The sequence below is a fragment of the Streptomyces sp. MMS24-W38 genome, from assembly GCF_059889265.1.
In genome coordinates this window covers 1,792,711-1,815,302 of sequence record NZ_JCBCPP010000001.1, presented here as the reverse complement: position 1 = coordinate 1,815,302, position 22,592 = coordinate 1,792,711, and the positions used below count along the sequence as shown (strand labels likewise).

22 protein-coding genes and 1 pseudogene are annotated in these 22,592 nt (G+C 71.9%); 10 read left to right on the top strand and 13 right to left on the bottom strand.

Features of this window, described 5'->3' with window-relative positions:
• Positions 1 to 95 precede the first annotated feature (95 nt).
• A complete protein-coding gene (locus tag AC6F7H_RS06895; RefSeq protein WP_500755890.1) occupies positions 96 to 881 on the bottom strand; it encodes a protein phosphatase 2C domain-containing protein in 786 nt (261 codons plus the stop codon).
• Positions 882 to 1,312: 431 nt separating this feature from the next.
• On the opposite strand from AC6F7H_RS06895, the gene AC6F7H_RS06890 reads away from it, so the two are divergent.
• The 5 genes from AC6F7H_RS06890 to AC6F7H_RS06870 are packed head-to-tail and all read left to right on the top strand — an operon-like array spanning position 1,313 to position 7,111.
• Positions 1,313 to 4,207, top strand: a complete 2,895-nt coding sequence (locus AC6F7H_RS06890) for a sensor histidine kinase (RefSeq protein ID WP_500755889.1) — start codon at positions 1,313 to 1,315, stop codon at positions 4,205 to 4,207.
• Positions 4,204 to 4,752, top strand: coding sequence for a roadblock/LC7 domain-containing protein (locus AC6F7H_RS06885; protein WP_500755888.1), 549 nt, complete (start codon positions 4,204 to 4,206; stop codon positions 4,750 to 4,752). The genes AC6F7H_RS06890 and AC6F7H_RS06885 overlap by 4 nt, the downstream gene beginning before the upstream one ends.
• Positions 4,749 to 5,171, top strand: a complete 423-nt coding sequence (locus AC6F7H_RS06880; protein WP_457461372.1) for a DUF742 domain-containing protein — start codon at positions 4,749 to 4,751, stop codon at positions 5,169 to 5,171. Before AC6F7H_RS06885 ends, AC6F7H_RS06880 begins: the two co-directional genes overlap by 4 nt.
• Positions 5,152 to 5,790, top strand: a complete 639-nt coding sequence (locus AC6F7H_RS06875) for a GTP-binding protein (RefSeq protein ID WP_500755887.1) — start codon at positions 5,152 to 5,154, stop codon at positions 5,788 to 5,790. Before AC6F7H_RS06880 ends, AC6F7H_RS06875 begins: the two co-directional genes overlap by 20 nt.
• Positions 5,791 to 5,845: 55 nt before the next feature.
• Positions 5,846 to 7,111, top strand: coding sequence for a styrene monooxygenase/indole monooxygenase family protein (locus AC6F7H_RS06870; RefSeq protein WP_500755886.1), 1,266 nt, complete (start codon positions 5,846 to 5,848; stop codon positions 7,109 to 7,111).
• Here the strand turns inward: AC6F7H_RS06870 and AC6F7H_RS06865 are convergent.
• From AC6F7H_RS06865 to AC6F7H_RS06850, 4 genes are all read right to left on the bottom strand, one after another.
• Positions 7,072 to 8,328 carry a C40 family peptidase gene (locus tag AC6F7H_RS06865; protein WP_500755885.1) on the bottom strand — a complete coding sequence of 419 codons (1,257 nt, stop codon included), beginning with the start codon at positions 8,326 to 8,328 and terminating at the stop codon, positions 7,072 to 7,074. The genes AC6F7H_RS06870 and AC6F7H_RS06865 overlap by 40 nt on opposite strands.
• 102 nt (positions 8,329 to 8,430) lie before the next feature.
• Positions 8,431 to 8,757, bottom strand: a complete 327-nt coding sequence (locus AC6F7H_RS06860) for a DUF8847 domain-containing protein (RefSeq protein ID WP_500755884.1) — start codon at positions 8,755 to 8,757, stop codon at positions 8,431 to 8,433.
• Between the two features lie 57 nt (positions 8,758 to 8,814).
• Positions 8,815 to 9,468, bottom strand: coding sequence for a TetR/AcrR family transcriptional regulator (locus AC6F7H_RS06855; protein WP_500755883.1), 654 nt, complete (start codon positions 9,466 to 9,468; stop codon positions 8,815 to 8,817).
• A 34-nt stretch (positions 9,469 to 9,502) separates the two neighbouring features.
• Positions 9,503 to 10,453: an AurF N-oxygenase family protein gene (locus AC6F7H_RS06850; protein WP_500755882.1), complete on the bottom strand. Its 951-nt coding sequence runs from the start codon at positions 10,451 to 10,453 to the stop codon at positions 9,503 to 9,505.
• Between the two features lie 225 nt (positions 10,454 to 10,678).
• Here AC6F7H_RS06850 and AC6F7H_RS06845 point away from each other — a divergent pair, with 225 nt between their 5' ends.
• Entirely contained in the window at positions 10,679 to 11,278 is a 600-nt protein-coding gene (locus AC6F7H_RS06845) for a Uma2 family endonuclease (protein WP_500755881.1), read from the top strand.
• Here AC6F7H_RS06845 and AC6F7H_RS06840 read toward each other — a convergent pair.
• From AC6F7H_RS06840 to AC6F7H_RS06820, 5 genes are all read right to left on the bottom strand, one after another.
• Positions 11,275 to 11,739: a DUF3291 domain-containing protein gene (locus AC6F7H_RS06840; RefSeq protein WP_500755879.1), complete on the bottom strand. Its 465-nt coding sequence runs from the start codon at positions 11,737 to 11,739 to the stop codon at positions 11,275 to 11,277. The genes AC6F7H_RS06845 and AC6F7H_RS06840 overlap by 4 nt on opposite strands.
• 67 nt (positions 11,740 to 11,806) lie before the next feature.
• Positions 11,807 to 13,264, bottom strand: a complete 1,458-nt coding sequence (locus AC6F7H_RS06835) for a penicillin-binding transpeptidase domain-containing protein (protein ID WP_500755877.1) — start codon at positions 13,262 to 13,264, stop codon at positions 11,807 to 11,809.
• Positions 13,261 to 14,640, bottom strand: a complete 1,380-nt coding sequence (locus AC6F7H_RS06830) for an FtsW/RodA/SpoVE family cell cycle protein (RefSeq protein ID WP_500755875.1) — start codon at positions 14,638 to 14,640, stop codon at positions 13,261 to 13,263. The genes AC6F7H_RS06835 and AC6F7H_RS06830 overlap by 4 nt, the downstream gene beginning before the upstream one ends.
• A gap of 346 nt (positions 14,641 to 14,986) precedes the next feature.
• The gene (locus AC6F7H_RS06825; protein ID WP_500755874.1) at positions 14,987 to 15,268 is read right to left on the bottom strand and encodes a hypothetical protein; all 282 of its coding nucleotides are present in this window, start codon (positions 15,266 to 15,268) and stop codon (positions 14,987 to 14,989) included.
• 104 nt (positions 15,269 to 15,372) lie between these two features.
• Positions 15,373 to 15,879 (bottom strand): protein-tyrosine phosphatase family protein, encoded by a 507-nt coding sequence (locus AC6F7H_RS06820; RefSeq protein WP_500755872.1) that lies wholly within the window; start codon positions 15,877 to 15,879, stop codon positions 15,373 to 15,375.
• 118 nt (positions 15,880 to 15,997) lie between these two features.
• Between AC6F7H_RS06820 and AC6F7H_RS06815 the strand changes: the two genes are divergently transcribed.
• The 3 genes from AC6F7H_RS06815 (at position 15,998) to AC6F7H_RS06805 (ending at position 18,254) form a co-directional block, all read left to right on the top strand.
• Positions 15,998 to 16,801, top strand: a complete 804-nt coding sequence (locus tag AC6F7H_RS06815; RefSeq protein WP_500755871.1) for a nuclease-related domain-containing protein — start codon at positions 15,998 to 16,000, stop codon at positions 16,799 to 16,801.
• A gap of 216 nt (positions 16,802 to 17,017) precedes the next feature.
• The gene (locus AC6F7H_RS06810; protein ID WP_500755869.1) at positions 17,018 to 17,533 is read left to right on the top strand and encodes a SigE family RNA polymerase sigma factor; all 516 of its coding nucleotides are present in this window, start codon (positions 17,018 to 17,020) and stop codon (positions 17,531 to 17,533) included.
• Positions 17,523 to 18,254 (top strand): hypothetical protein, encoded by a 732-nt coding sequence (locus AC6F7H_RS06805; protein WP_500755868.1) that lies wholly within the window; start codon positions 17,523 to 17,525, stop codon positions 18,252 to 18,254. The genes AC6F7H_RS06810 and AC6F7H_RS06805 overlap by 11 nt, the downstream gene beginning before the upstream one ends.
• Before the next feature lie 117 nt (positions 18,255 to 18,371).
• Here the strand turns inward: AC6F7H_RS06805 and AC6F7H_RS06800 are convergent, their stop codons facing one another.
• The 3 genes from AC6F7H_RS06800 to AC6F7H_RS06790 are packed head-to-tail and all read right to left on the bottom strand — an operon-like array spanning position 18,372 to position 21,519.
• Positions 18,372 to 19,232 (bottom strand): carbohydrate ABC transporter permease, encoded by an 861-nt coding sequence (locus AC6F7H_RS06800; protein ID WP_500755867.1) that lies wholly within the window; start codon positions 19,230 to 19,232, stop codon positions 18,372 to 18,374.
• On the bottom strand, positions 19,229 to 20,167 hold the full coding sequence (locus AC6F7H_RS06795) for a carbohydrate ABC transporter permease (protein ID WP_500755866.1): 939 nt from the start codon (positions 20,165 to 20,167) through the stop codon (positions 19,229 to 19,231). The genes AC6F7H_RS06800 and AC6F7H_RS06795 overlap by 4 nt, the downstream gene beginning before the upstream one ends.
• Entirely contained in the window at positions 20,167 to 21,519 is a 1,353-nt protein-coding gene (locus tag AC6F7H_RS06790; protein WP_500755865.1) for a sugar ABC transporter substrate-binding protein, read from the bottom strand. The genes AC6F7H_RS06795 and AC6F7H_RS06790 overlap by 1 nt, the downstream gene beginning before the upstream one ends.
• A 195-nt stretch (positions 21,520 to 21,714) precedes the next feature.
• Here AC6F7H_RS06790 and AC6F7H_RS06785 point away from each other — a divergent pair.
• Positions 21,715 to 22,116, top strand: a pseudogene (locus tag AC6F7H_RS06785) (class I SAM-dependent methyltransferase); the annotation flags it as partial.
• Positions 22,117 to 22,592 lie beyond the last annotated feature (476 nt).

Genomic DNA, 22,592 nt, shown 5'->3' with positions numbered 1-22,592 from the left:
AGCGGGGTGCCGTTCGGGGGAAGCGGGACACCGTTCGGCGTACCGGAGTGATCGAGTCCGGCGGCGTACGGGTGAAGGGGGTGGTGTACGGGGAGTCAGAACTCCACGTACACCACCGTCGCGTCGTCGTGCCTCTTGCTCCGGCCCAGCATCACCCGGTCCGTGTCCGCCCGTTCCAGGGCCCGTACGCGATCCACCAGCGCCCGCGGCCCCTCCTTGCGGACGAGGGCGAGACACTCCGTCCAGTCGCCCTCGCGGAACTTCTCCACCCAGCGCGCGGCCCCGTCCGTCAGCGCGGCCAGGGCACGCACCTCGGCACGCGGAAGGGTGCCGGTGACCGCGCGCGCCGCGACCGACGGATCGGCGGCCGCGGTGAAGAAGCCGCCCTCCTTGTTCCGCACCGTGGCGTCCACCAGTGCGTCCGTGGCCAGGGCCGAGCGGGGCAGCAGGGCCAGTCGGTCGTCCAGCAGCGGGGTGACCGCCCCGTCGGGGGACTCGACGAGCAGGACCGAGTCGGACAGCACCAGGTACTCGACGGACTCCGGTGACCAGCGGGCCAGCACCACCGTCGCCTGAGGAGTGCGCGGGTGAGAAAGGTCACAGGTTTCGAGGTGCGCGTCGGCGGTACGCACAAGGGCCCGGGACAGCAGGTCGGCCAGGGGGACATCCGGGAGTGAAACGGTCAGTTCGGCGAGTGCCCCGCCGAGCCGCGCGGTGAACCAGGGGACGGAGTGCCGGCAGCCCGTCCCGTCCCGCGGGGGCGTGACGCCGTCCAGTACGACCAGTGAACCGCCCTGTCCGGAGGCCGGAAGTCCGACACCGGCGAAGTCCTCGTTGGGGCGGTCCGCGTCGCCGGGCTCCGAGGCGAGTTCAGTACGCATTCTTCCAGTCTGCACGAGGCCTCCACAAGGGTCGCCGGAGGCCGGACATGTTCGCTGATTTCCCGGGACCGTGCAGGTCAGTAGCCGAGTTTGGGTGGGAATGCCGCGCTCCGGGCGCGCGTGGCGGCGAATCCTGCCATTGGCCGCCGCAGACGTCCAACCGGCCCGCCGCGCACGGCCGCTGCGGGACGTGGCGGGACTTGCCCCTCAACTCGCCTCCGATGTTCACTCCTTCGAGTGGCGGGTCAGGTGATGCGCATCCAGTGCTCAGAGGCGCTGGGAGGGTCGGGAAGCGATGGGGGCGTCTCACGGGCCCAGCGCGGTCGACAGTCCGGGCAGGACGCAGGTGCCTGTCGCGAGCAGGGCGTAGACGTCTGTTGACGGAGCGTCACCCGGACCCACGGGTACACGAGTCAGGAATGCGAGCACCGGTGCAGAAGACGCGGCCTCGTCGCACAGGCAAGCAGACGGCCCCCGCGGGGGACGCCGACCAGAAGCCCACCGTCGGCAAGGGCCGCCCCGCCCATGTGCGCAACCGGCTCATCGTGGCCGTCGCGGTGGTGGCCGCCGCGATCGCGGGTGCCGGAACACCGTCAGTGCTGGCGGCCTCCGGGCAACTGAACGACTCCCAGAGCCTGGTGACCCTCGCCGAGCGGACCCAGGACGCCCTGACGCTCGCGCACTCCCTCGCCGACGAACGGGACGAGGTCACGTCCTACATCGCGGCCGGCCGCCCCAAGTCCAAGGCACCCGCCGAACAGGACAGCGCCCGCGTCGACCGCCAGGTCGAGGAGCTGCGCGCCGACACCGGCACCCCCAAAGCCATGCGCGACGACCTCGACGCCATCGCGGCCGTGCGCAGGGCGGCGCTCACCGGCAAGAGCGGCGCGCTCGAGGCGCACCAGGCGTACTCCACCGCCATCACCCGGCTGCACCGGCTCGCCGAACAGCTCGCGGAGCGGACCCCGCCCCGTGCGGGCTCCGGAGCCTACGCGCTCGCCGAGCTGGATTCCGCCGTCCAGCAGGCAGCCGCCACCCGCGGGCTGCTGCTGGCCGCACTCAACGTGCCGAGCACCACCCAGACCGTCATCGACCCGATCACCGGTCTGCCCACCACGTCCACCGCCTCCTCGGACGCCGACACCGAGCGGCGCGACGAGCTGACCGCCGCGGCCCTCCAGGCCCGCCTGCGCTCCGACGCCGCCCTCGCCGACTTCCGCGACACGGCGCCCAAGGTGGCCCGCGCGTCCTACGACTCCACGGTGACCGGACCCGAGGTCGACTCCGCGGAGAAGTACCTCGCGAGCCTCACCGACCAGCCGTCCCTCTCCGACGACGAACGCGCCACCGACACCAAGAAGCTGGAGGCCGCGCTCACCGCCCGCGTCGAGACGATGCGCGGAGTGGAGTCCGCCCTCTTCGAGAAGCGCACCAAGGACCTCGCCCAGCTGCGCGACGACGACGTCACCGCGCTGGAGATCCACGTCGCCGTCCTCGGCGCTCTCATGCTGCTCGCGGTCGGCGTCGCCACCGCCATGGCCCGCACCCTCACCCGCCCGCTGTCCGTGCTGCGCCGCGGTTCGGCCCGCCTCGCCGGGGCCGAGGACCCGAGTGTCGAAGAGCCGGTCACCTTCACCGGACGCAACGACGAGTTCGCCCAGGTCGTGCGCTCCGTCAACGCCCTGCACGCGCACGCCGCGCAGCTCGCCACGCGGATCGCCACCCTCGAGGCCGACCGCAAGCACCTCGTCGCGCAGCGGCAGCGGATGGCCGACGCCCGCGAGGAGCTGCGCACCGAGCTCACCGAGTCCGCCGCCCGTCTGGAGCAGCTGCGCACCAGCATCGGCAGCACCTTCGTCAACCTGGCGCTGCGCACCCTGGGCCTGGTCGAACGGCAGCTCGGCGTCATCGAGGGCCTGGAGGAGCGTGAGGACGACCCGGACCGCCTGGCCACCCTGTTCAAGCTCGACCACTTCGCCACGGTGATGCGCCGGCACAGCGAGAACCTCCTCGTCCTCGCCGGCACCGAACACGTCCAGCACGCGGCGGGCCCGGTGCCGCTCGTCGACGTCGTACGGGCCGCGGTCAGCGAGATCGAGCGGTACGAGCGGGTCAGGATCGGCTCGCTGCCGCCGCACGCGCACATCGCCGGGTTCGCCGCCGACGACCTCAGCCATCTGCTGGCCGAACTCCTGGAGAACGCCGCCTCGTTCTGCCCGCCCGACCTGCCCGTCGAGGTCTCCGGCTGGCTGATGGAGAGCGGCGAGGTCATGCTCTCCGTGCAGGACGAGGGCATCGGCATGGACGGGGACCGGCTGGAGCGGCTCAACGCCCGCCTGTCCGACTCCGACCCGGAGGCGCACTACAAGCACGAGGACGAGGACGGCCTCGGACTCGGCCTGTACGTCGTGGCCCGGCTCGCCCAGCGGCACGGGGTGCGGGTGCGGCTGCGGGAGCAGAAGCAGGGCGGCGTCGCCGCGGTCGTGGTCCTTCCCACGACCCTGCTGGCCGCCAAGCCCGCCCCGCCCACCGCCGTACCCGCCTCCGGTTCCGGCACCGCCGGTGCGCAGCGCGTCTCCCTGCCGGGCGCGGACGCCGAGGCCAACGCCAACGTCCTGCACGGCCGCACGGAGAGCGACGATCCGCTGGTCGCCCTGGCGGAACAGGCGGTACAGCAGCAGCGCCCCGCCGCGGAGGCACCGGCCGCGGAGGCACCCACCGAGCAGGAGCCCGCGGGCGACGCGCCGAAGGAGCCTGCGGAGAACGCCCCTGCCGAGGCCGCCGCCGAGCCCCTCGCCGGAGCCGGCGACAGCGACGGCGACGGTGGCCCCGGGGCTGTGGACGGGACGCATCAGCGGCCCGCCGAGACCACCATGGAACTGCTGATCCCGTCGCCCTCGCCCGCGCCCGACGCGACCGCGGCGGCGGACGCGAAGGCCCCGGGTGCCCAGCCGGACACCAGGCCCGAGCCGCCGGCCTCACCGCCGACCCGGTCGGTGCCCGCCCCCGCTCCCGCCCCCGACGACGAGCACGCGCGCGTGCCCGACGGCCCGGCGGCGGAGGAGGAGCCGGTCACCGCCAAGGGCCTGCCCAAACGCACACCGAAGATCGCCGCGCGCGCCGAGGCCCCCAGGCAGCGCACCGGTTCGGTGGACGCCGACGCCCTGCGGCGCCGCCTCGGCGGCTTCCGCCGGGGGGCGGAGGCCGGACGCCGGGACGTCGAAGTGGAGATCGCCGAGGAGACGGGACCGCACCGTCCGCCGTCCACCGCGGCCGCACCATCCGAAGAAGCCACGGGGGGCACCGTCGAGGAGGCAAGCAGTTGACCGCGCCCAGTACCTTCGGACTGAGCAGTGAGGCCCGCAACCTGCACTGGCTGCTGACCAACCTCGTCGAGGAGGTGCCCGGCATCCTCTCGGTCGCCGTGGTCTCCTCCGACGGGCTGCTGCTGCTCTCCTCCGACCCCGACCTCGTGCCCGCCCGGACGAACCGGGGCGAGGCCGCCGCCGGGGCACTCGAGGCGCGGACCGGGAAACGCGCCGGCCCGCGAGGCTCCGCCGCCGATCTGGCCACCGTCGTCTCCGGTATCGGCAGCCTGACCGTCGGCGCCGCGAAGCTGATGGACTACGGCCAGGTCAGGCACACCATGGTGGCGATGGACGAGGGCAGTCTGTTCGTGATGTCGATCAGCGACGGCTCGCTGCTCGGGGTGCACGGCTCCGCGGAGTGCGACATGAGCGTGGTGGCGTACCACATGGCCCTGTTCGTGGGCCGGGCCGGCCATGTCCTGACCCCCGAGCTCCGCAGCGAACTGCGCAAGTCCATGGAGGACAAGAGCCTGGAGAACGAGTCCACCGGGAGCCCCTGTTGAGCGGTAAAACCAGGAAGAACCTCCCGATCCGCGGCGGGGACCGCAAACCCGCCCGGGTCCGCCCCTACTCGCTCACGGGCGGCCGTACCCGTTTCGGCCATGTGCTCCTCGTCGAGACGTTCGTGGCGGCCACCGCCGAACTGGAGGCCGCCGAGCAGCGCAAGGAGCTGACGAAGGGCTCGCTGAAGTCGACGATCATGCCGGAGATGCGGGCCATCGTCGAACTGTGCCGCCGGATGCGCACGGTGGCCGAGATCGCCGCGCTGCTGAGGATGCCGCTCGGCGTGGTCCGGGTGCTCCTGAGCGACCTCGCGGACCAGGGAAAGATCCGTGTCTACGGAACGGGAACCGGCCACGGCACGGGCCGCCCGGACCGCGTGCTGCTGGAAAGGGTGCTGAGTGGACTCCGCCGTCTCTGACGCAGTTCAAGGCGTCTCCCCGCTCGTCGAGGACGACGAGCAGTTGCTGCCCTGGCAGACGGACCGCACCCGCGCCCCGATCGCCACGAAGATAGTGGTGGCCGGCGGCTTCGGAGTCGGCAAGACCACGCTGGTCAGCACCGTCTCGGAGATCAGGCCTCTGGAGACCGAGGCGCTGATGACCGAGGCGAGCGCCGAGACCGACGACCTCACCGCCACGCCGGACAAGCTGACCACCACCGTGGCCATGGACTTCGGCCGCATCACGCTCGACGACGACCTGGTGCTCTACGTCTTCGGCACGCCGGGGCAGCAGCGGTTCTGGTTCATGTGGGACGACCTGGTGCGCGGTGCGATCGGCGCGGTCGTCATGGCCGACACCCGCCGGCTCAAGGACTGCTTCCCGGCGCTCGACTACTTCGAGAGCTGCGGACTGCCGTACATCGTCGCGGTCAACCACTTCGACGAGACCGAGCTGTTCGAGCCGGACGACGTGCGGGAGGCGCTCACCATCCCGGACCGCATACCTGTCATGATCATGGACGCCCGGAGCCGGATCTCGGTCGTCGAGACCCTCCTGTCCCTGGTGGGTCACGCGCTCGAGGAAACCCCGGAGTAGCCCGGAAGTCCCGCTCGGCCGCCGGAAGCCCCCGTCCCCTAGGAGAACTCCCCGCATGCGGAAAATACTCGTCGTCGGAGCCGGCCAGTCCGGTCTCCAGCTCGCCCTCGGCCTTCAGTCGCACGGGTACGAGGTCACCCTGATGTCCAACCGGACCGCGGACGAGATCCGCACCGGACGGGTGATGTCGACGCAGTGCATGTTCCACACGGCCCTGCAGCACGAGCGTGATCTCCAGCTGAACTTCTGGGAGTCCCAGGCCCCGAAGATCCAGGGGCTCGGTGTCTCGGTCGCGGCCCCCGGCTCGCACGACCCGGGCCCGACGCAGCGCGCGATCAACTGGCTGGGTCTGCTCGACGGGTTCGCGCAGTCGGTCGACCAGCGGGTGAAGATGGCGGGCTGGATGGACACGTTCGCGCAGCGCGGCGGCCAGCTGGTCATCCACGGCGCGGCCGTCGGCGACCTGGACTACTTCTCCCGTACGTACGACCTCGTGCTCGTCGCCGCGGGCAAGGGCGAACTCGTGCGGATGTTCGGCCGCGACGCCTCGCGCTCCCCGTACGCCGAGCCGCAGCGGGCGCTCGCGGTGGCCTACGTCCACGGGCTGGACCCGCGTCCGGAGCACCCGGACACCGAGGCGGTCCGCTGCAACATCGTCCCCGGCGTCGGCGAGATGTTCATCATGCCGACCCTCACCACCTCGGGCCGCGCCGACATCCTGTTCTGGGAGGGCATACCCGGCGGCCCGCTGGACGCCTTCAAGGACGTCAAGGACCCGGCGGAGCACCTCTCCCTGACCCTGGAACTCATGGAGAGGTTCCTCCCCTGGGAGCACGCGCGGACCGGCAAGGTCGAACTGACCGACGCCGGCGGCACCCTCGCCGGCCGCTACGCCCCGACCGTCCGCAACCCCGTCGGCCGGCTGCCCGGCGGCGGCCTGGTCCTCGGCGTCGCGGACGTGGTCGTGGCCAACGACCCGATCACCGGCCAGGGCTCCAACTCGGCCTCCAAGTGCGCCGCCTCCTACCTCGCCTCGATCGTCGAGCACGGTGAGCAGCCGTTCGACGAGGCGTGGATGCGGCAGACCTTCGACCGCTACTGGGACACGGCCCGGCACGTCACCAAGTGGACCAACGCCATGCTGGCCCCGCCGCCCGCGCACGTCCTCGAGGTGCTCGGCGCCGCGGGCAGCCTCCAGCCCGTAGCCGACCGGTTCGTCAACTGCTTCGACAACCCGGCCGACCTCGAGAACTTCTTCTACGACCCGGAGAAGGCCGGGGCCTACCTGGCGGAGGCCTCGGCGGCGGCGGGCGGCGCGTAGGCGCGCGCGTAGCCCTGGTCGGGTCCCTCCGTCGCTCCCTCGGGGAGCTCCGGCGGCACATAGCGCCGCAGGGGCTCCCCGCCCGGGTCGGGGCGTACGGCGCCCAGGACCGGGTTGGCCGCGATCGGGGAGACCTTGACCCGCGCGCCGGGCCGGGGTGCCTGCACCACCATGCCGTCACCCAGGTAGAGGGCGACATGCGTGGCCTCGGGGAAGTACACGACGAGGTCACCCGGCCGCAGTTCGTCCAGCGCGACCCGCTCCAGCCGCGCCCACTGCTCCTGACTGGTCCGGGGGACGGGTGTTCCGGCGGCACCCCACGCCTCGGACGTCAGCCCCGAACAGTCGTATGCCCCGGGGCCTTCCGCGCCCCACTCGTACGGCTTCCCGACCTGCTCCACCGCGTACCGCACGGCCTGTTCGCCCGCCGCGGAGGGGGTGCGCCCGCCGCCGGGAACACCGGACGCACCGGGTGCGCCCAGGGCGCCGGAGGCCAGGAACTCCGCCTGGTCCCGCGCCACTTCGGCCCGTTCCCGCTCGGCGAGGGCGGCCAGCTCCTCGGGGCTGAGCGAGGCGAGCAGTTCCTCGACCTCGCCGAGCCGCTCACGCACCGCGTCCCGCTCCTTCCCGCGCCGTTCGGTGAGGGCGAGCCGGTCGTCGAGCGCCCTGCGGGCCCGCCGGGCGAGCTCGTCGGTCCGCTTCTCACTGCCGGTCAGCCGGCCCACCGCGTCCGCCCGGTTGCGCGCCAGCCGCCCGATCACATGCCCCTGGTCGAGAGCGTGCTGCGGATCGCGTGCCAGCAGCAGCCGTACGTACGGGGAGATCCCGGTGCTGTTCTGGTACTGGTGCCGGGCCAGCCGCCCGGCCGCGCCCCGGCTGTGGTGCAGGGAGAGCCGGGCGCGGGCGAGGGCGCTCTCCAGCCGCCGGGTCTCGGCGCGCTGCCTCGTCAGCCGTTCCCTGGTGGCCTCGTAGGCCGCGGTGGCCTTCCCCACCGCGTGGTACAGCCGCTGAAGGTCCGTCAACAACTCGGCGACGGACCGCTTGCGGGGTTCGGCCGCGGTGCCCGCAGGCGGTTCGAGAGCTCCGTCGTCGCCCCCGGGGAGCCGCACCGCGGTCCTCTCCGGGGGCTTCGGAACGGCCGTCGCGGGCACCGGTGCGAGAACGGTCCCGGTCGCGACCGCCGCCGTACACACCAGACACAGAAGCATTCCTGACACACCATCACCTCCGACGCGGGCGGATCCTCCGCTCCGCATCGCGAGCATCCGGCGGCCTGGCCGGGCCCGCTCGCCGGGTGTGCGCGGTTCGGCGCAACGGCGTCACCCGTCGGCGTCGTCCGGCTTGCCACCCGGCGTGGCGTCTGGATCGGCGGCGGGCTTTCGGGTGCGCCCCGGCCACGGCCACCTCGGCCGGCCGGTCGCCGCCCCGCTCGGGTCGTACAGGTACTTCCACCCCCGGGCCAGCCCGATCCGCCCGCCCTGCTCCCGGGGCACCCGCCGGTAGATCAGCACGGTGGCCGGGCCGCCGTCCGGGGCGGGGACGGGAATGCGGTACGTCTTGGGCGGGTGCCCGGTGATGCCCAGCAGCACGGGCAGGACGCGCCCGTCCATGGGCCCGCCCTCGAAGGGGGTGTCCTGACTCTTCACGCCTCCAGTGTCGGCCATGCCCCACGCGGGCCGTCCGCCGCCGGCGGCGGCAGTACGTCAGCCGTCCGCCAGCAGGGTCCGGACGAGTGCCTCGGTCTGCGCGTCGCGCCGCGCGGTCACCTCCAGGGCGGCCAGGAACTGCTCCACCAGCCAGTCCCGCAGCTCGTCGACCGGCGGGAGCCTGTCCTCGTCGAGCCAGATCAGCGAGGCCGCCTCCACGGCGGTGATCCACATCCGGATGGTCATCCGCAGCCGGGGCCCAGGCTCGGTGACTCCGAGATGGCTGAGGATGTGCTCGGCGGCGGACCGGCGCACACCGTCGACGACGGCGGTCGTACGGGAGGTCTCCACGACGCTTCCGCCCTGCAGCAGCGCGCTGAACCCGGGGCCGTGCCCGTCGACGAAGGCGAGATAGCGGTCGAGGGCCCTGGACAGCCGGGGCGGCAGCGGACCCTCGCGCGGCTCGTCGAAGCAGTGCCGCAGCTCGTCCGCGGCGGACCTGAGCGCCGCCTCGTACAGTTGCTGCTTGCCGCCCGGGAAGTACCGGTACACCAGGGGGCGCGACACCCCGGCCGCCTCCGCCACGTCGTCCAGCGACACCTCGTCGGGCGCGCGGTGGGCGAAGAGGGACAGCGCGGCGTCGATCAGCTGACTGCGCCGCTCCTCGACGCCGAGGCGCCGATAGGCGGGGGTGGGAGCCTGCGGGGTCATCCCCGCAGCGTAACCAACCGCTTCCGGTGGCTGCCTACGCCAACAGCCCGGACGACTTCCACAGCCGCCGTCCGACCCCGCGCAGCACGCCGATGTCGTCCAGGAAGTCCGTCAGCCGCTTCGACCCCTGCCGCATCACGTCCCGCCGGTGCCCGCTCGCCCTGACCTGGGCGACGGCCTCGCGCTTGTCCAGCCCGACGTTCGGGTACACCTCGGGGTTCACGAACGCCACCGAGAAGACGCGGGCGAACTCGCCGGAAGTGATCCGGGTGAACTCCTGCGACCACTTCGGCGCGGTCACCATCTGGCGCCGCAGCTCCTCACGGGCATAGCGGACGTGCCGGGCCTCCTCGACGACGTGGATGCGCGTGACGCCCCGGATCAGCGGCTGGACGCGCTCGTCCGGGAAGGTCAGCCGCTGCATCCAGTCCAGGACCTCCTCGCCGAGCAGGGTCGCCGTGAAGGAGCCGGGCGTGGTGGAGATCGTCTTGAACAGCCGTCCGAGCTGCTGATGGGCCCGGCTCACCGGATACCACGGGGTGCCGCCACGCGCGATCACCCGGGCGAACATCCTGGAGTGCCGGCACTCGTCCTCGATCTCGGTGAGCGCGTACCGCACATGCGCGCTCGTGGCGGCCTTGTCGTAGATGTGCCGCACCAGCAGCTGCATCAGGATCAGCTCGAACCAGATGCCGAGCGAGGCGAGCGCCGCGGCCTCGTGCCGGGAGAGCGCGATGCGCTGCTCCTCGCTCATCCGCTTCCACAGCGGGGTGCCGTACAGGGACACCAGCTCCGGCGGCCAGAACCACTTGCCCTCCTCGAACGGAGCGTCCCAGTCCAGCTCCTCGTCCGGGTCGAAGGAGTGCTTGGCGGAGGCGTCGAGCAGCCGCTGGGCCACCTCTTCCCGGTCCTTGAGCAGACCGAGCGCGTCGCGCAGCCCGTCGAGCGCGTCGGCTTCCGTCAGGGTCCGGTTCTGGCTCGTCATGGCGGCTCCACCTCGAGGGCACATCGGGTTACCGGCGGTTCACCCCACTTATGAGACTGCTTGTCAGCAAGCCCGTCAATCCCTTGGGCAGGACTTGCCGAAGGGCGCTCCCCCTCCCGCGGGCGTCAATGGCGCACCATCCGGATCACTTCATGGAGCGGCGAATCGGCGTTCGCCCTGGGTAGGCTGACTGTGCCGGTCAGACTCCAGCGCATGGGAGCAATCATGAGCGCCGCACGCGACTCCGAGTCGGACGACGACTACCAGTGGCCGCGTCCGCCGCAGGACGGTTGGACGGCGGACGACCTCGACGAGCTTCCCAACCTGCCTCCGCACACGGAGCTGATCGACGGGAGCCTCGTCTTCGTGAGTCCGCAGACCAATTTCCACTCACGTGTCATCCGCTTGCTGGACAACGCCCTGCTGGCTCAGGTGCCGGACGGGCTTGACGTCATCCGTGAGATGACCATCAAACTCAACCAGCGCAATCGGCCGGAGCCCGATGTTCTGGTGTTCAGGGCAGACGCCGACACCGGCCCGAGTCAGACCTGGTACCGGCCGGAGGACATCGTGATCGCTGTCGAGGTCGTCTCCAAGGACTCGGAGGAGCGGGACCGCGAGACCAAGCCCCGCAAATACGCGGCCGCAGGTATCGCGCACTACTGGCGCGTCGAGGAGAACGGCGGGCTTCCCGTGGTCTACGTCTACGAGCTGGACCCGGCGACCAAGGCGTACGTGCCCATGGGCATCTTCCACAACCGCCTCAAGCTCATCGTCCCCTTCCCCCTCGACATCGACCTCACCGATATCGACCGCCGCCGCTAGACCGAGCCGTCCGGGAACGACGTCCGGAGCGTGAACGCGTAGGGCGTCGGGCCGTGGGCGCGCAGGTGCAGCAGGCGTGCCTCCGCCTCCGCCACCGTGGGGCGGTGGCCCTTCGGGACCCACCACAGGGCCGTCATCGCCTCCCGCACCCGCTCGAACCACTCTGTGCGCCGCCCCAGCATCTCCCGGTGCCGTCCCTGGTACATGTACGCGGTCAGGGCGTCGGTGTCCCGCCACACCGACAGGTTGACGATCAGCCACGCGTCGCCGAAGACCGACACCTCGGTGGCGTTCCCTTCCTCGCTCTGCAGACGCCAGACGAAGCCGTCGGCGGCCTCGGCGTCCGCGTTCACCGGGTCGAGGTGGTCGACGAAGTCCTTCAACTGCGGCGAGTCCAGCGGGGCCTTGAGGCGGGAGATGTTCACCTGGGCGAGTTCGTGAGTGGTGCCGGCTTCGGTCATGAACCGGACGGTAAGCCGGGAACGGGACGCTCCGGTAGCCCCCGTCTCGCCAAGTGGGGTTCCCTGCCTACGAGTTCAACACCGCCTCCATCACCGCCCGCGCGATCGGTGCCGCTGTTCCGCCGCCGCTGATCTCCCGGCGGTTCGCCGCCGCGTCCTCCACCACCACCGCCACCGCGACCTTCGCCTCCGCGTCCCCGTCGCCCTGCGCCCAGGACACGAACCAGGCGTACGGCGTACCGGAGTTGCCGATGCCGTGCTGGGCGGTGCCGGTCTTGCCGCCGACCACGGCACCCCGGATGGCGGCGTTCGCGCCGGTGCCCCCCTCCACCACCCCCCGCATCAGCTCCCGCATCCGCAGCGCCGTCGACGGGTACATGGCGCGCCGCGTCGGACGCGAGCCGGCCGTCGACACGGTGCCGCCGCCCGCCCGGGTCGTCCGCTCCACCAGATACGGCTCCCGGACCTGCCCGTTGTTGACGACGGCCGCCGCGACCATCGCCATCTGCAGCGGGGTGGCCCGCGTGTTGTACTGCCCGATCGACGACAGCGCGAGCTGAGCCCGGTCCATCGTGATGTCGAAGGTGCTGCGCGCCACCGGGAACGGCACCCGCAGCCCGCCGTCGTTGAAGCCGAAGCCCTCGGCCGTGGTCGTCAGGTCCGCCGGGCCCGTGGCCACGCCCAGCTTGGCGAACACGGTGTTGCAGGACCAGGTGAACGCCTCCCGCACCGAGGCGTCCGCACAGCCCCGGGACTCGTTCGTCAGCCGTGTCGTCGTCCCCGGCAGGACGTACGGGTCGGGGGAGTCGGTCGGTGCGTCGAGGTCGGTGACCGCGCCCGCGTCCAGCGCCGCCGCCGCGGTGACCACCTTGAACGTCGACCCCGGCGGATACGTCTGCCGCACCGCCCGGTTCAGCATCGGCTTGTCCGGATCGGCGTTCAGCCGCTTCCAGGCGCCGCGCGCCGCCGCCCCGTTCCCGGACAGCAGCTCCGGGTCGTACGACGGGACGGACACCAGCGCCAGGATCCGTCCGGTCGACGGCTCCACCGCCGCCACCGCGCCCTTGCGCGAGCGCAGCCCCTCGTACGCGGCCCGCTGCGCGGCCGGGTCGATCGTCGTGACGACGTTTCCGCCCGCGTTGCGCGAGCGCGTGAAGTCGTTCCACAAGGGCAACGGCTGGAGCACCGGGTCAGTGCCGGACAACAGCCCGTCCTCCGTGTCCTCCAGCAGGGTCGTCCCGTACTCCTGCGAGGCGTACCCGGTCACCGGCGCGTACAACGGCCCGGCGCCGTAGGTCCGTTCGTAGCGTAGATGCTCCCCGGTGTCCCGCGAACCGGTGACCGGCCGGCCGTCGACCAGGATGTCGCCGCGCGGCTGGCCGTAGCGGGCGATGGCGTCACGGCGGTTGGCCGGGTTGCCGTCGTAGGCGTCGGCCCGCAGCACCTGCACGCGCGTGGCGTTCAGCAGCAGGGCGAGCAGCAGCAGTGCGCAGAAGGCGGCGGCGTGCCGGATGTACCGCGTCACGACCCGGCACCTCCGTTCCCCGGACGGCACCCGTCCCCCTGGCGCCGTGCCGAGTCGCTCAGCCGGGCCAGCAGCGCCACGATCGCCCAGTTGGTGACCACCGACGAACCACCCTGCGCCAGGAACGGCATCGCCATCCCGGTCAGCGGGATCAGCCCGGTCACCCCGCCCGCGATGACGAACACCTGGAGTGCCACGATCGCGGCGAGCCCCACGGCGAGCAGTCGGCCGAACGGGTCGCGCAGCACGAGCCCCGTGCGGTAGCCGCGCTCCACCAGCAGCCCGTACAGCAGGAAGATCGCGCAGAGACCGGCCAGCCCCAGTTCCTCGCCCGCCGTGGCCAGGATGAAGTCGGACTTGACCGCGAAGCCGATGAGTACGGAGTTCCCGAGCCCCAGTCCGGTACCGAGCAGCCCGCCCTCCGCGAAGGCGAACAGGGACTGCGCGAGCTGGTTCGGGCCCTCACCCGCCTCGATCGAGGCGAACGGATGCAGCCAGGTCTCGATCCTGCTGTGCACATGCGGCTCCAGCCGGCCCACGGCCACCGCGCCCAGCGAGGCCAGCAGCAGGCCGACGGCGAGCCAGCCGGTGCGGCCGGTGGCGACGTACAGCAGGACGACGAACAGGCCGAAGAACAGCAGCGACGTGCCGAGGTCCCGCTCAAGTACCAGCACGCCCACGCTCACCAGCCACACCGCGACGATCGGTCCGAGCACCCGGCCGGTGGGCAGCTGGAGTCCCCAGACCCTGCGGCCGGCGTAGGTGAGCGCGGCCCGGTTCTGAGCCAGGTACGCGGCGAAGAACACCGCGAGCAGCACCTTCGCGAACTCGCCCGGCTGGATGGAGAATCCGGCGACCCGGATCCAGATACGGGCCCCGTTCACCGCCGGGAAGAGGATCGGCACCGTGAGCAGGACGAGCGCGGAGGCGGCACAGGCGCGGGTGAAGCGCTGGAGCATCCGGTGGTCGCGCAGCAGCAGGACGACCGCGATGAACAGCGCCACTCCCAGCGTCGACCACACCAGTTGGGTCGGGGCGGCCCGGTCGCCGGGTGTCTCCAGGTCGAGCCGGTAGATCAGCACCAGACCGAGCCCGTTGAGCAGGACGGCGATGGGCAGCAGCAGCGGGTCGGCCCAGGGGGCCCGGAAGCGCATCGCGAGATGCGCGACCAGGGCGAGCACGCCGAGCCCGGCGCCGTAACCGGCGGCGCCGGGCGGTACGGAGCCGTTCCTGGCGAGTCCGACGGCGCAGTAGCCGAACACCGACAGCAGGACGGCCAGGACGATGAGGGCGAGTTCGATGCCACGGCGCCGGGGGAGGGGAGCGGCGGGCGTGGACGGATCAGCCGTCGCCAGGGAGATTCCGGCCTTGCTCATGTGCGGAACCTACCCATATGTGACGGCTCAGGTGGTTTGCGCGTCAGCACCAGCGTGGCGCGGGCCCGATGTTGTCGATGTGTCGGGCGGGGCCCCGGGCCCAGGTGCCGTCGGTGAGGAGGTACCAGAGCGAATTGCCCTGCGCGGAGTCCCCGCCGACCTTGCAGTGGATCGAGAGGACTTCGCCCTTGTGGGCGTAGCGGATGACGTGGGAGCCGCGGTGCGGCGAGCTGCGCAGGGCCGGCGAGTGGGCTGTGACGACGCCCTTGAACTTGCCCCGGTCGCCGTGGTTGCCGCCGGCCTGCTGGTTGTTGCCGTGGCCGTTCCCGTTCCCGTTGCCGCCTCCCTACTGGTTGCCGTAGCCGTTTCCGTTGCCCTGCTGGTTGCTCCCGTCCCCGTCCCCGTCCCCGTCCCCGTTGTTGTGGCCGCTGCCGCCCTGCTGGCTCCAGTTCGCTCGGCCGTCGTCGTCCCCTCTGCCGCTCGCGACGGCGGGGGTGAGGACGGTCGCGAGGGTGAGGGCGCCGACGGCCAGGGATATGGGCAGTCGGCGGATGAAAGGAGAACGCGCCGAACGCGCCGAACGCGCCGAACGCGCCGAACGCGATGAACGCGGGGAGTGCGAGGACATGCAGTACCTCCATATGGGGCGAAAGACTCGAAGGCGACCAATCGCCGCACCAGGAGCAGCCCTCCACACCCGCCTGCCTTGGAGCGCCGTCGGGGACGGCGTTACTACTCGGTGAGTTCCTCCAGCAGCCGGACCGTCGTCAGCCCCGCTCGCAGGTAGTCGGCGAACAGCTCGTTGTGCAGGGCCCAGGCCGAACGGCGGGCCCGGATCAGCCGGATGGCCGCATCGGCGGAGCTGCCCCGGCGCATCAGCGCGTGTGCGACGACCAGGCCGGAGCGGTTGTACCCGTGGTAGCACCGCACGAGGACCTTGCGGCCGTCGTCCAGCGCCTCGCACGCCGCCTCGGCGAGCCGCATGACCCCCAGGAGCTGCGTTCCGTCGAGCGGCCCGTCCGGGATGGGCCAGACATGGTGCTCGACCCCGGGACCGGGCCCGTGCCCCGGCAGCCGCAGCAGCGTCTGCACAAGATCGAACTCCTGTCGGACCACCGCGAGCTCCAGCTGCCCCGACCGGCCCCTGAACTCGTGCCCGCCCATCCACAGGCCGGGCACGATCTCGTTCCACGGACTGTCCGGTGCAGGTACATCGGATTGGTTCCTGCGGGTATGCAACGGTGCCTCCCCAACATCACCGACATCACCGACATCACCGCCTGGGTCTCCTCAAAGGTATCCGTGTTCTTGCCCCGGGAGCACCCGCCTGTTCCCATGGAACATGGGGTGATGGTGCATGAACGGTCTGCGCGTCATACCGGCCTGGCGGCACGGCCAGGAGCGGCTGTACGTCTGTCTCCCGGACGGCAGGAACCTCGCCTGGTACGACCGTGAGTCGGCCAGGGTCAACGTGCTCGGCGAGGACCACGAGGCGGATGTGCTCGAAGCGCTCGGCCCCTTCCTCACCGGCCCGGTCTCGGTCGGCCCGCCCCCCGTCCCCACCCCCGCCGAGCTGGCCCGACTCTCCCTGCACCCCGACGACGATCTCGCGCCGAACCGCCCGGGCGAGGCCCTGCTGATCTCCCTTGACCGCGACCCCGGCCCGGCCCACCGCTTCCGCGCCGACCCGCGCCGGCAGGCGCTCACGGCGGAGCGGGCGGTGGGCGAGGCCCTGGACCGCATGGACGGCCTGGGCGTACGCACCCTGCACTCGGTGCCACTCCCCGGCGGCGACCGCGTCCACCACCTGCTCATCGGCCCCGGCGGGCTGTACGCCGTCCACGCCCTGTACGCCCACAAGCAGCGGGTGACGGTCGCCGACCCCGAGGTGGCCCTCGGCCGCCGCGAGCCGCGCCCCCTGCTGCGCCGCCTCCGCGCCGACGCCGACCGGGTCTCGTACGCCCTGACCGCGGAGGTCCGTCCGGTGCTGGTCCTGGTCGGCGCGCCCCACGTGACGGTGGTGACTCCGCCGCGCGAGGTGCGCGTCCTGACGGACGGCGACGTGGAGAGCCTGGGCCGTCTGGGGGGAGTGCTGAAACCGGCCGACGTGGAGGCCCTGCACGCGATGGCACGGGACCGGAACACGTGGGCCCGGCTGTGAACGGGGCGGGCGGAACCGGCCGAGCGGGCTGACCTGCCGGGCCTGTCGCGGGTCTGTCGCGGTGCGGGCTCACCCGTACGGCGGTCGATGGATCCTCGGACCCGTGTTCGGCGTCTTCTCTCAGGGCTGTGCTTCCATGTGCGTGATCTGCGGGACCTGTGCACATGACAGGGACGGCCGGGTCGCAAGAAACATTCACGGACACCGGCGGAGGGCATGACCGAGGACGAGTTCGACGCTTTCTACGCGGCCGCGTTCCCCCGTCTGACCGGGCAGCTCTTCGCCTTCACCGGGGATCCGGGCGAGGCCCAGGACGTGGTCCAGGAGGCGTTCGTACGGGCCTGGGACCGGCGTCACAAGCTCCAGGCCGACGGGGCGCCCGAGGCGTGGGTCCGTACGGTCGCCATGCGGCTGGCGGTCAGCCGCTGGAGACGGGCGAAGCGTTGGCTGGAGCTGGTGCGCCATTCCGCGCCGCCGGAGTCGACCCCCGGCCCCGGCCCCGAACGCACCGCGCTGGTGGCCGCGTTGCGCCGACTGCCGGAAACCCAGCGCATGGCCGTCGTCCTCCACCATCTGTGCGACCTCACGGTCGAGCAGGTAGCCTCCGAGACCGGCGCGCCCGTGGGGACGGTCAAGACCCGGCTGTCCCGGGGGCGGGCGGCACTGGCCAGGGAGCTGGCGGTGGACGAGGCCGCTGACCCGGCCTGGAGGGAGGGCGGCCGTGTCGGATGAACTCGCCACCGCGTTGCGCGAGTTGGCGGCGGACCACGAAGCCCCGCCGCCCGTGCCGGCCGCCGAGGTGCGCATCCGGGCGCGGCGTCGCGCCCGGCGCCGCCGGACCGCGGTCGCGTTCGGCACGGTGACCACGGCGGCCTGTGTGCTGACGACGATCGGACTCACCGTGCACGCCGAGGAGCCCGGCCCGAACCGTCACATCCCGGCCGCCTCGGCCGGCGCCCAGGCATCCGGTACCCCGACGACCTCCGGCACGTCGGCGCCCGCCGGGGCGCCCACCCGCTCGGCCTCCGCCACGAACGGCTTCCTCGACCTGGGCCGCCGCACGCTCACGATCGGCGGCCACGTCATGCGTGTCGACTCGCACGCCGTCGCCGCGCTGCCTGCCGGCCACCGGCTGACCGTGCGCGCCAAGCACGAGGCCATGACGCTGCCGGGCGACCCGAGGGCCGAGAACCGCCGTGGCGCCAAGGTCCCGTACGTGGTGGAGCTGCGTACCGGCAACCGGATGCCGGTCTACGCGGGCGCCCTGGCCGGCGGCGCCAAGCACCTGGGCGCCCTCGGCGCGAAGACCGGCTGGCTGGGCCTGAGCGTGAAGGACGCACGGTGGTTCTACGCCCGCGTCCGGCAGGGCGAACTCATCGAGATCACGTCCACGCCCGTCCCGGAACCGGGTGCACCGGCCCCACCGACCCGGTCGGCGGCCCACGCCGGCTGAACGGCAGCCGTCCGGGCGGCCCGCCCGGTCAGCCCGCCAGGTGCCGGAGTCCGGAGCGGACCGGTCCCCCGTGCCTGCCCCTGTCTGTACCCCCTGTCCCTGTCCCCGTTCTTGTCCCTATCCCTTGACCGCCCCCGACGTCAGCCCCCGGATGAACGAGCGCTGCAGCGCCAGGAAGGCGAGCACCGACGGCAGCATCGCCAGGAACGCGCCCACCAGCAGCACCCCGATGCCCACCTGGTCGTCCGAGCGCAGGGAGCGCAGCGCCAGCGGCAGGGTGTACTGGGCCGGGTCGGTGGCGACCAGCAGCGGCAGCATGTACTGGTCCCAGATCATCGTGAACCCGAAGATGCCGATCACGCCCAGAGCGGGGCGGCAGAGCGGCAGTACGACCTGCCAGAAGACGCGGAACTCGCCCGCGCCGTCCAGCTTCGCCGACTCCTCCAGCTCCTTGGGGATCTCCTTCATGAACTCGGTCATCACCAGGATCGAGAAGCCCCACGCCGCCACCGGCACGATCATGCCGACCAGCGAGCCGACCAGACTGATGTGCAGCACCGGCAGGTCCGCCAGCAGCACCGACAGCGGTACGGCCAGCACCTCCTCCGGCAGCATCATCGTCGCCAGGATGAACACCAGCACCGCCGCCGAACCGCAAAAGCGCTTACGGGCCAGGGCATAGCCGGCGAAGACGCTGACCAGGACCTGCAGGGCCAGTCCGCCGCCCACCACGATGAACGAGTTGAGGAGATGGTCCAGGACGTTCCGGTCGACCGCCCGTTCCAGGTTGTCCAGCGACAGCCGGTCGGGGAACAGGGTGAACTGCGTCGGGTCCACGGTCGGGGTGAAGGCGCCGACCATCAGCGCCAGCAGCGGTCCCGCGAAGATCCCGAAGAGGACGGTGTACAGGACGAACCTCAGCACCCGGGCCCACGGCCCGTGCGCCTCCTGCAGGCCGAGCGCGGTGTCGTTCCTCATCGGATCTCCCTCCGGCGCAGTCGCGACGCGACGGTCAGCACCAGCAGCACCAGGAACAGCAGGACGGTTCCGGCCGCCGCGACCCCCAGCTCGTTGCGTTCCAGCCCGAGCTTGTACGTGAGTGTCAGCAGCACCTCCGTCGAGCCGTCGGGCCCGCCGTTGGTGAGCAGGAACACCTCGGTGAAGATCCGCAGCCCCCGGATCGCGGCCAGGGTCAGCAGAATCGCGAACACCGGCCGCAGCCCGGGCAGAGTGACGTGCCGGATCCGGCGGAAGCGCGAGGCGCCGTCGACCGCCGACGCCTCGTACAGCACCCGGTCCACGCCCGCCAGCCCCGCCAGGAAGATCATCATGTCGTACGGGGCGCCCCGCCAGATGCCCACGAAGGCGATGGACGCCAGCGAGCTGTCCGGCGAGTTGAGGAACTCGCTGGGCCCCAGACCGAAGAGGGAGAGCACCGAGTTCAGCGCACCGCCCTGGGCCGGGTAGTACATGACCCGCCACACCTCGGCCACCACCGCCATGGCCGTGACCACCGGCAGGAAGATCGCCGACCGGACGAACCACAGGGACCGGGTCTGGCCCTCCAGCAGCAGGGCCAGGACCAGTCCGAGCACGATCGAGCCGGCGGTCGTGGCCACGGCGAGCACCACCGTGTGCCACACCGCGGCCCCGAAATCGGCGCTGCCCGAGATCTCGGAGTAGTTCGCGCCGCCGACATAGGTGTTACCGAGGAACGGCCGGACTTCCTCGAAGCTCATCCGCACGGCCTGGGCCATGGGAATGAACTTGAAGTACAGGAAGAGCAGCAGGGCCGGGGCCAGGAAGAGCCATGGCGTCGCGGCCCGGCGCAACCGTGCCTTCACCGGCGGTCCCGTACGGAACGGACGCCGGGTGTCGGGCCCTGGTGACGTCCGTGCCTCGGTCACCGCCATCAGCCCTCGGCCTCCTGCTTCTCGAGCTCCGCGTCGAACTCGCCGGCCAGGTCGCCCATCGCCCTGGTCACGTCGCGCGCGCAGTCGGAGACGACGCCGTTGAGGCCCTCGGCGGAGATCTGCCGGATGGCGGACCAGTTGGGCAGGGCCGGCGCGTTGCGGCCGGACTCGTCGTAGACCTGCTGGAAGGTCTCCCAGCGCGGGTCCTTGCGTTCGGCGGCTCCGTCCACCTTGGTGTTGACGGGCAGCCGGACGATGATGCCGCCGTTGTCGACCCCGAGGCCGATCTTCTGGCCCGCCGGGGAGGCGGCGAACTCGGCGAACTCCTGCTGGCCCTTCTCGTTGGCCGAGCCGGCCATCATGTAGACGTTCTCGCCCTCCGCCAGGACGGTCTCGCCGCCGGCGCCCGGCGGGGGCGCGACGACCTCGTACTTGTCCTTGCCGAGCGTCCCGTCGAAGCGCGGCAGCATGTAGGGGCCGGTCAGATAGATGCCGCCCTTGCCGCTTTCGAAGACGGTGTGCGTGGTGGAGGAGTCGGCGGTACTGGCGCCGGGCTGGGCGACCTTGGAGTCGCAGAACATCGCCTGCAGCTTCTCGACGGCCTTGACCGACGCGGGCTCGTCGATCGCGGGCACGTAGCCGTCGCCCTGCTTCTTGACGAAGTCTCCGCCCTCCGACCACAGCATGGTGGAGAACCACCAGGTCAGATAGCCGCGGGTGGTGGTCCCCGGTATCACCATGCCGGCGGTGTCGTCCTTGCCGTTGCCGTCCGGGTCCTCCCGGGTGAACTTCACGGCCAGCTCGGTGAGTTCGTCCCACGACTCGGGTATCTCCGCGCCCACCTCCTCCCGCCAGTCCTTGCGTATCAGCAGCGCGAAGGCCTGTGAGTTGAAGGGCACGCCGTAGTACTTGCCGTCGTGGCCCCGCGCCGCCTCCCAGGCCCGGTCGGCGAGATCGGCGCTGCCGGCCACGCCCTCGCGGTCGACCTCACGGACCAGCCCCTGGGTCACCAGGTTCCCCAACTGGCCGGTGTCGTTGATGACGATGTCCGGCAGGTCCTTCTGCGCGGTGCGCTGCTGGAGCTTGGTCTCGAAGTCCGTCACCCCGACGGCGACCAGTTTCGCCTTGACACCGGTCTCCTGGGTGAACGCCTTGGTGAGAGCCTCGGCCGATTCCGCGGAGGGGCTGCCGGCGTCCTGCCGGATCCAGATCTCCAACGGCTGTGACTCGTCCTGTTGTCGGCCTGTCCCGCCCGAGGAGCACCCGGTGGCGGTGGCAGCGGCTACGGCAAGAACGGCGGCGATGGCGCCGAACTGCCGCCCTCCTCTTGGCTTACGGAGTTGCTTCGACACGGGTGGCTCCGTCCAGTCCGTACGGGCGAGGTGAACGGACTCTACGCACAGACACTCCGCTCATCAAGGCAGTGAACGCTATTTATATACATGAACTCCAGAGGTGTGACCGGAGGTCCGAGCGGGACGCCACGGACCGCCCGGACGCCGTGTGCGGCACCACGGAAGGTATGGCCGAGAACCGGGTCGTGAACACTGGTCAGTCCGAGGCGTGGAACGGCTACGAGGGCCGGCACCGGGCCGGACACCGGTCGCGCTACGACCCACTCAACGACCCCGCCGACCCCCCCGTTCCTGGACGCCGTCCGCATCCAGGACACGGACAGGGTCCTCGACATCGGCTGCGGCAACGCACACCTGACCCGGCCGGCCGGCCGCACCGCGGACCGCGCCGTCGGCGTCGACCCGTCCGTGCCCATGCTGGAGCGGGCCCGCGCGAGCGCCGCCGCGGAACACCTCGGCAACGTCTCCCACATCCAGGCCGACGCCCGGGTGTACCCGTTCGAGGACGCCGTTCTCGACGTCGCCCTGAGCTGCTTCGGGATCATGTCCTTCGCCGGTCAGGTCGCCGCGTTCGCGAACATCGGACGCGCCCTGCGGTCGGGCGGACGACTCGCCTTCGCCTGCCCGGGGTCCTTCGACCGGACGGACCAGTCGGTGATCTTCGCGGCCGTCGCCGAGCACCTGCCCCTGCCCGATCCGTCCGAGGAGACGGAGACCGGCCCCGCCTCCTTCGCGGACCCCGCACGCACCACACGCGTCCTGAGTGACGCCGGCTTCGACGCGGTCGGCGCCGAGCCGATCGAAGTGCCGCAGGCGTGGGGCGCGGACGCGGAGGACGCCGCCTGCTTCCCCTTCGGCTGGGGGGGGCCGATGCGCCACCGGCTGCGCGATGTCGACCCCGAAGCCGTCGACCGGGCCCGGCGGGCCGCCGCCGACGCCTTGCGCGCGTACGAGACGGGCGAGGCCGTACGCCTCACCGCCCGCCACTGGCTGGTGACCGCCACCCGGCCGGCGACGGACGGCCGAGCGGGCCCGGGCCCGGATCCGAGGTGGACGGCTGTCCCGGGCCC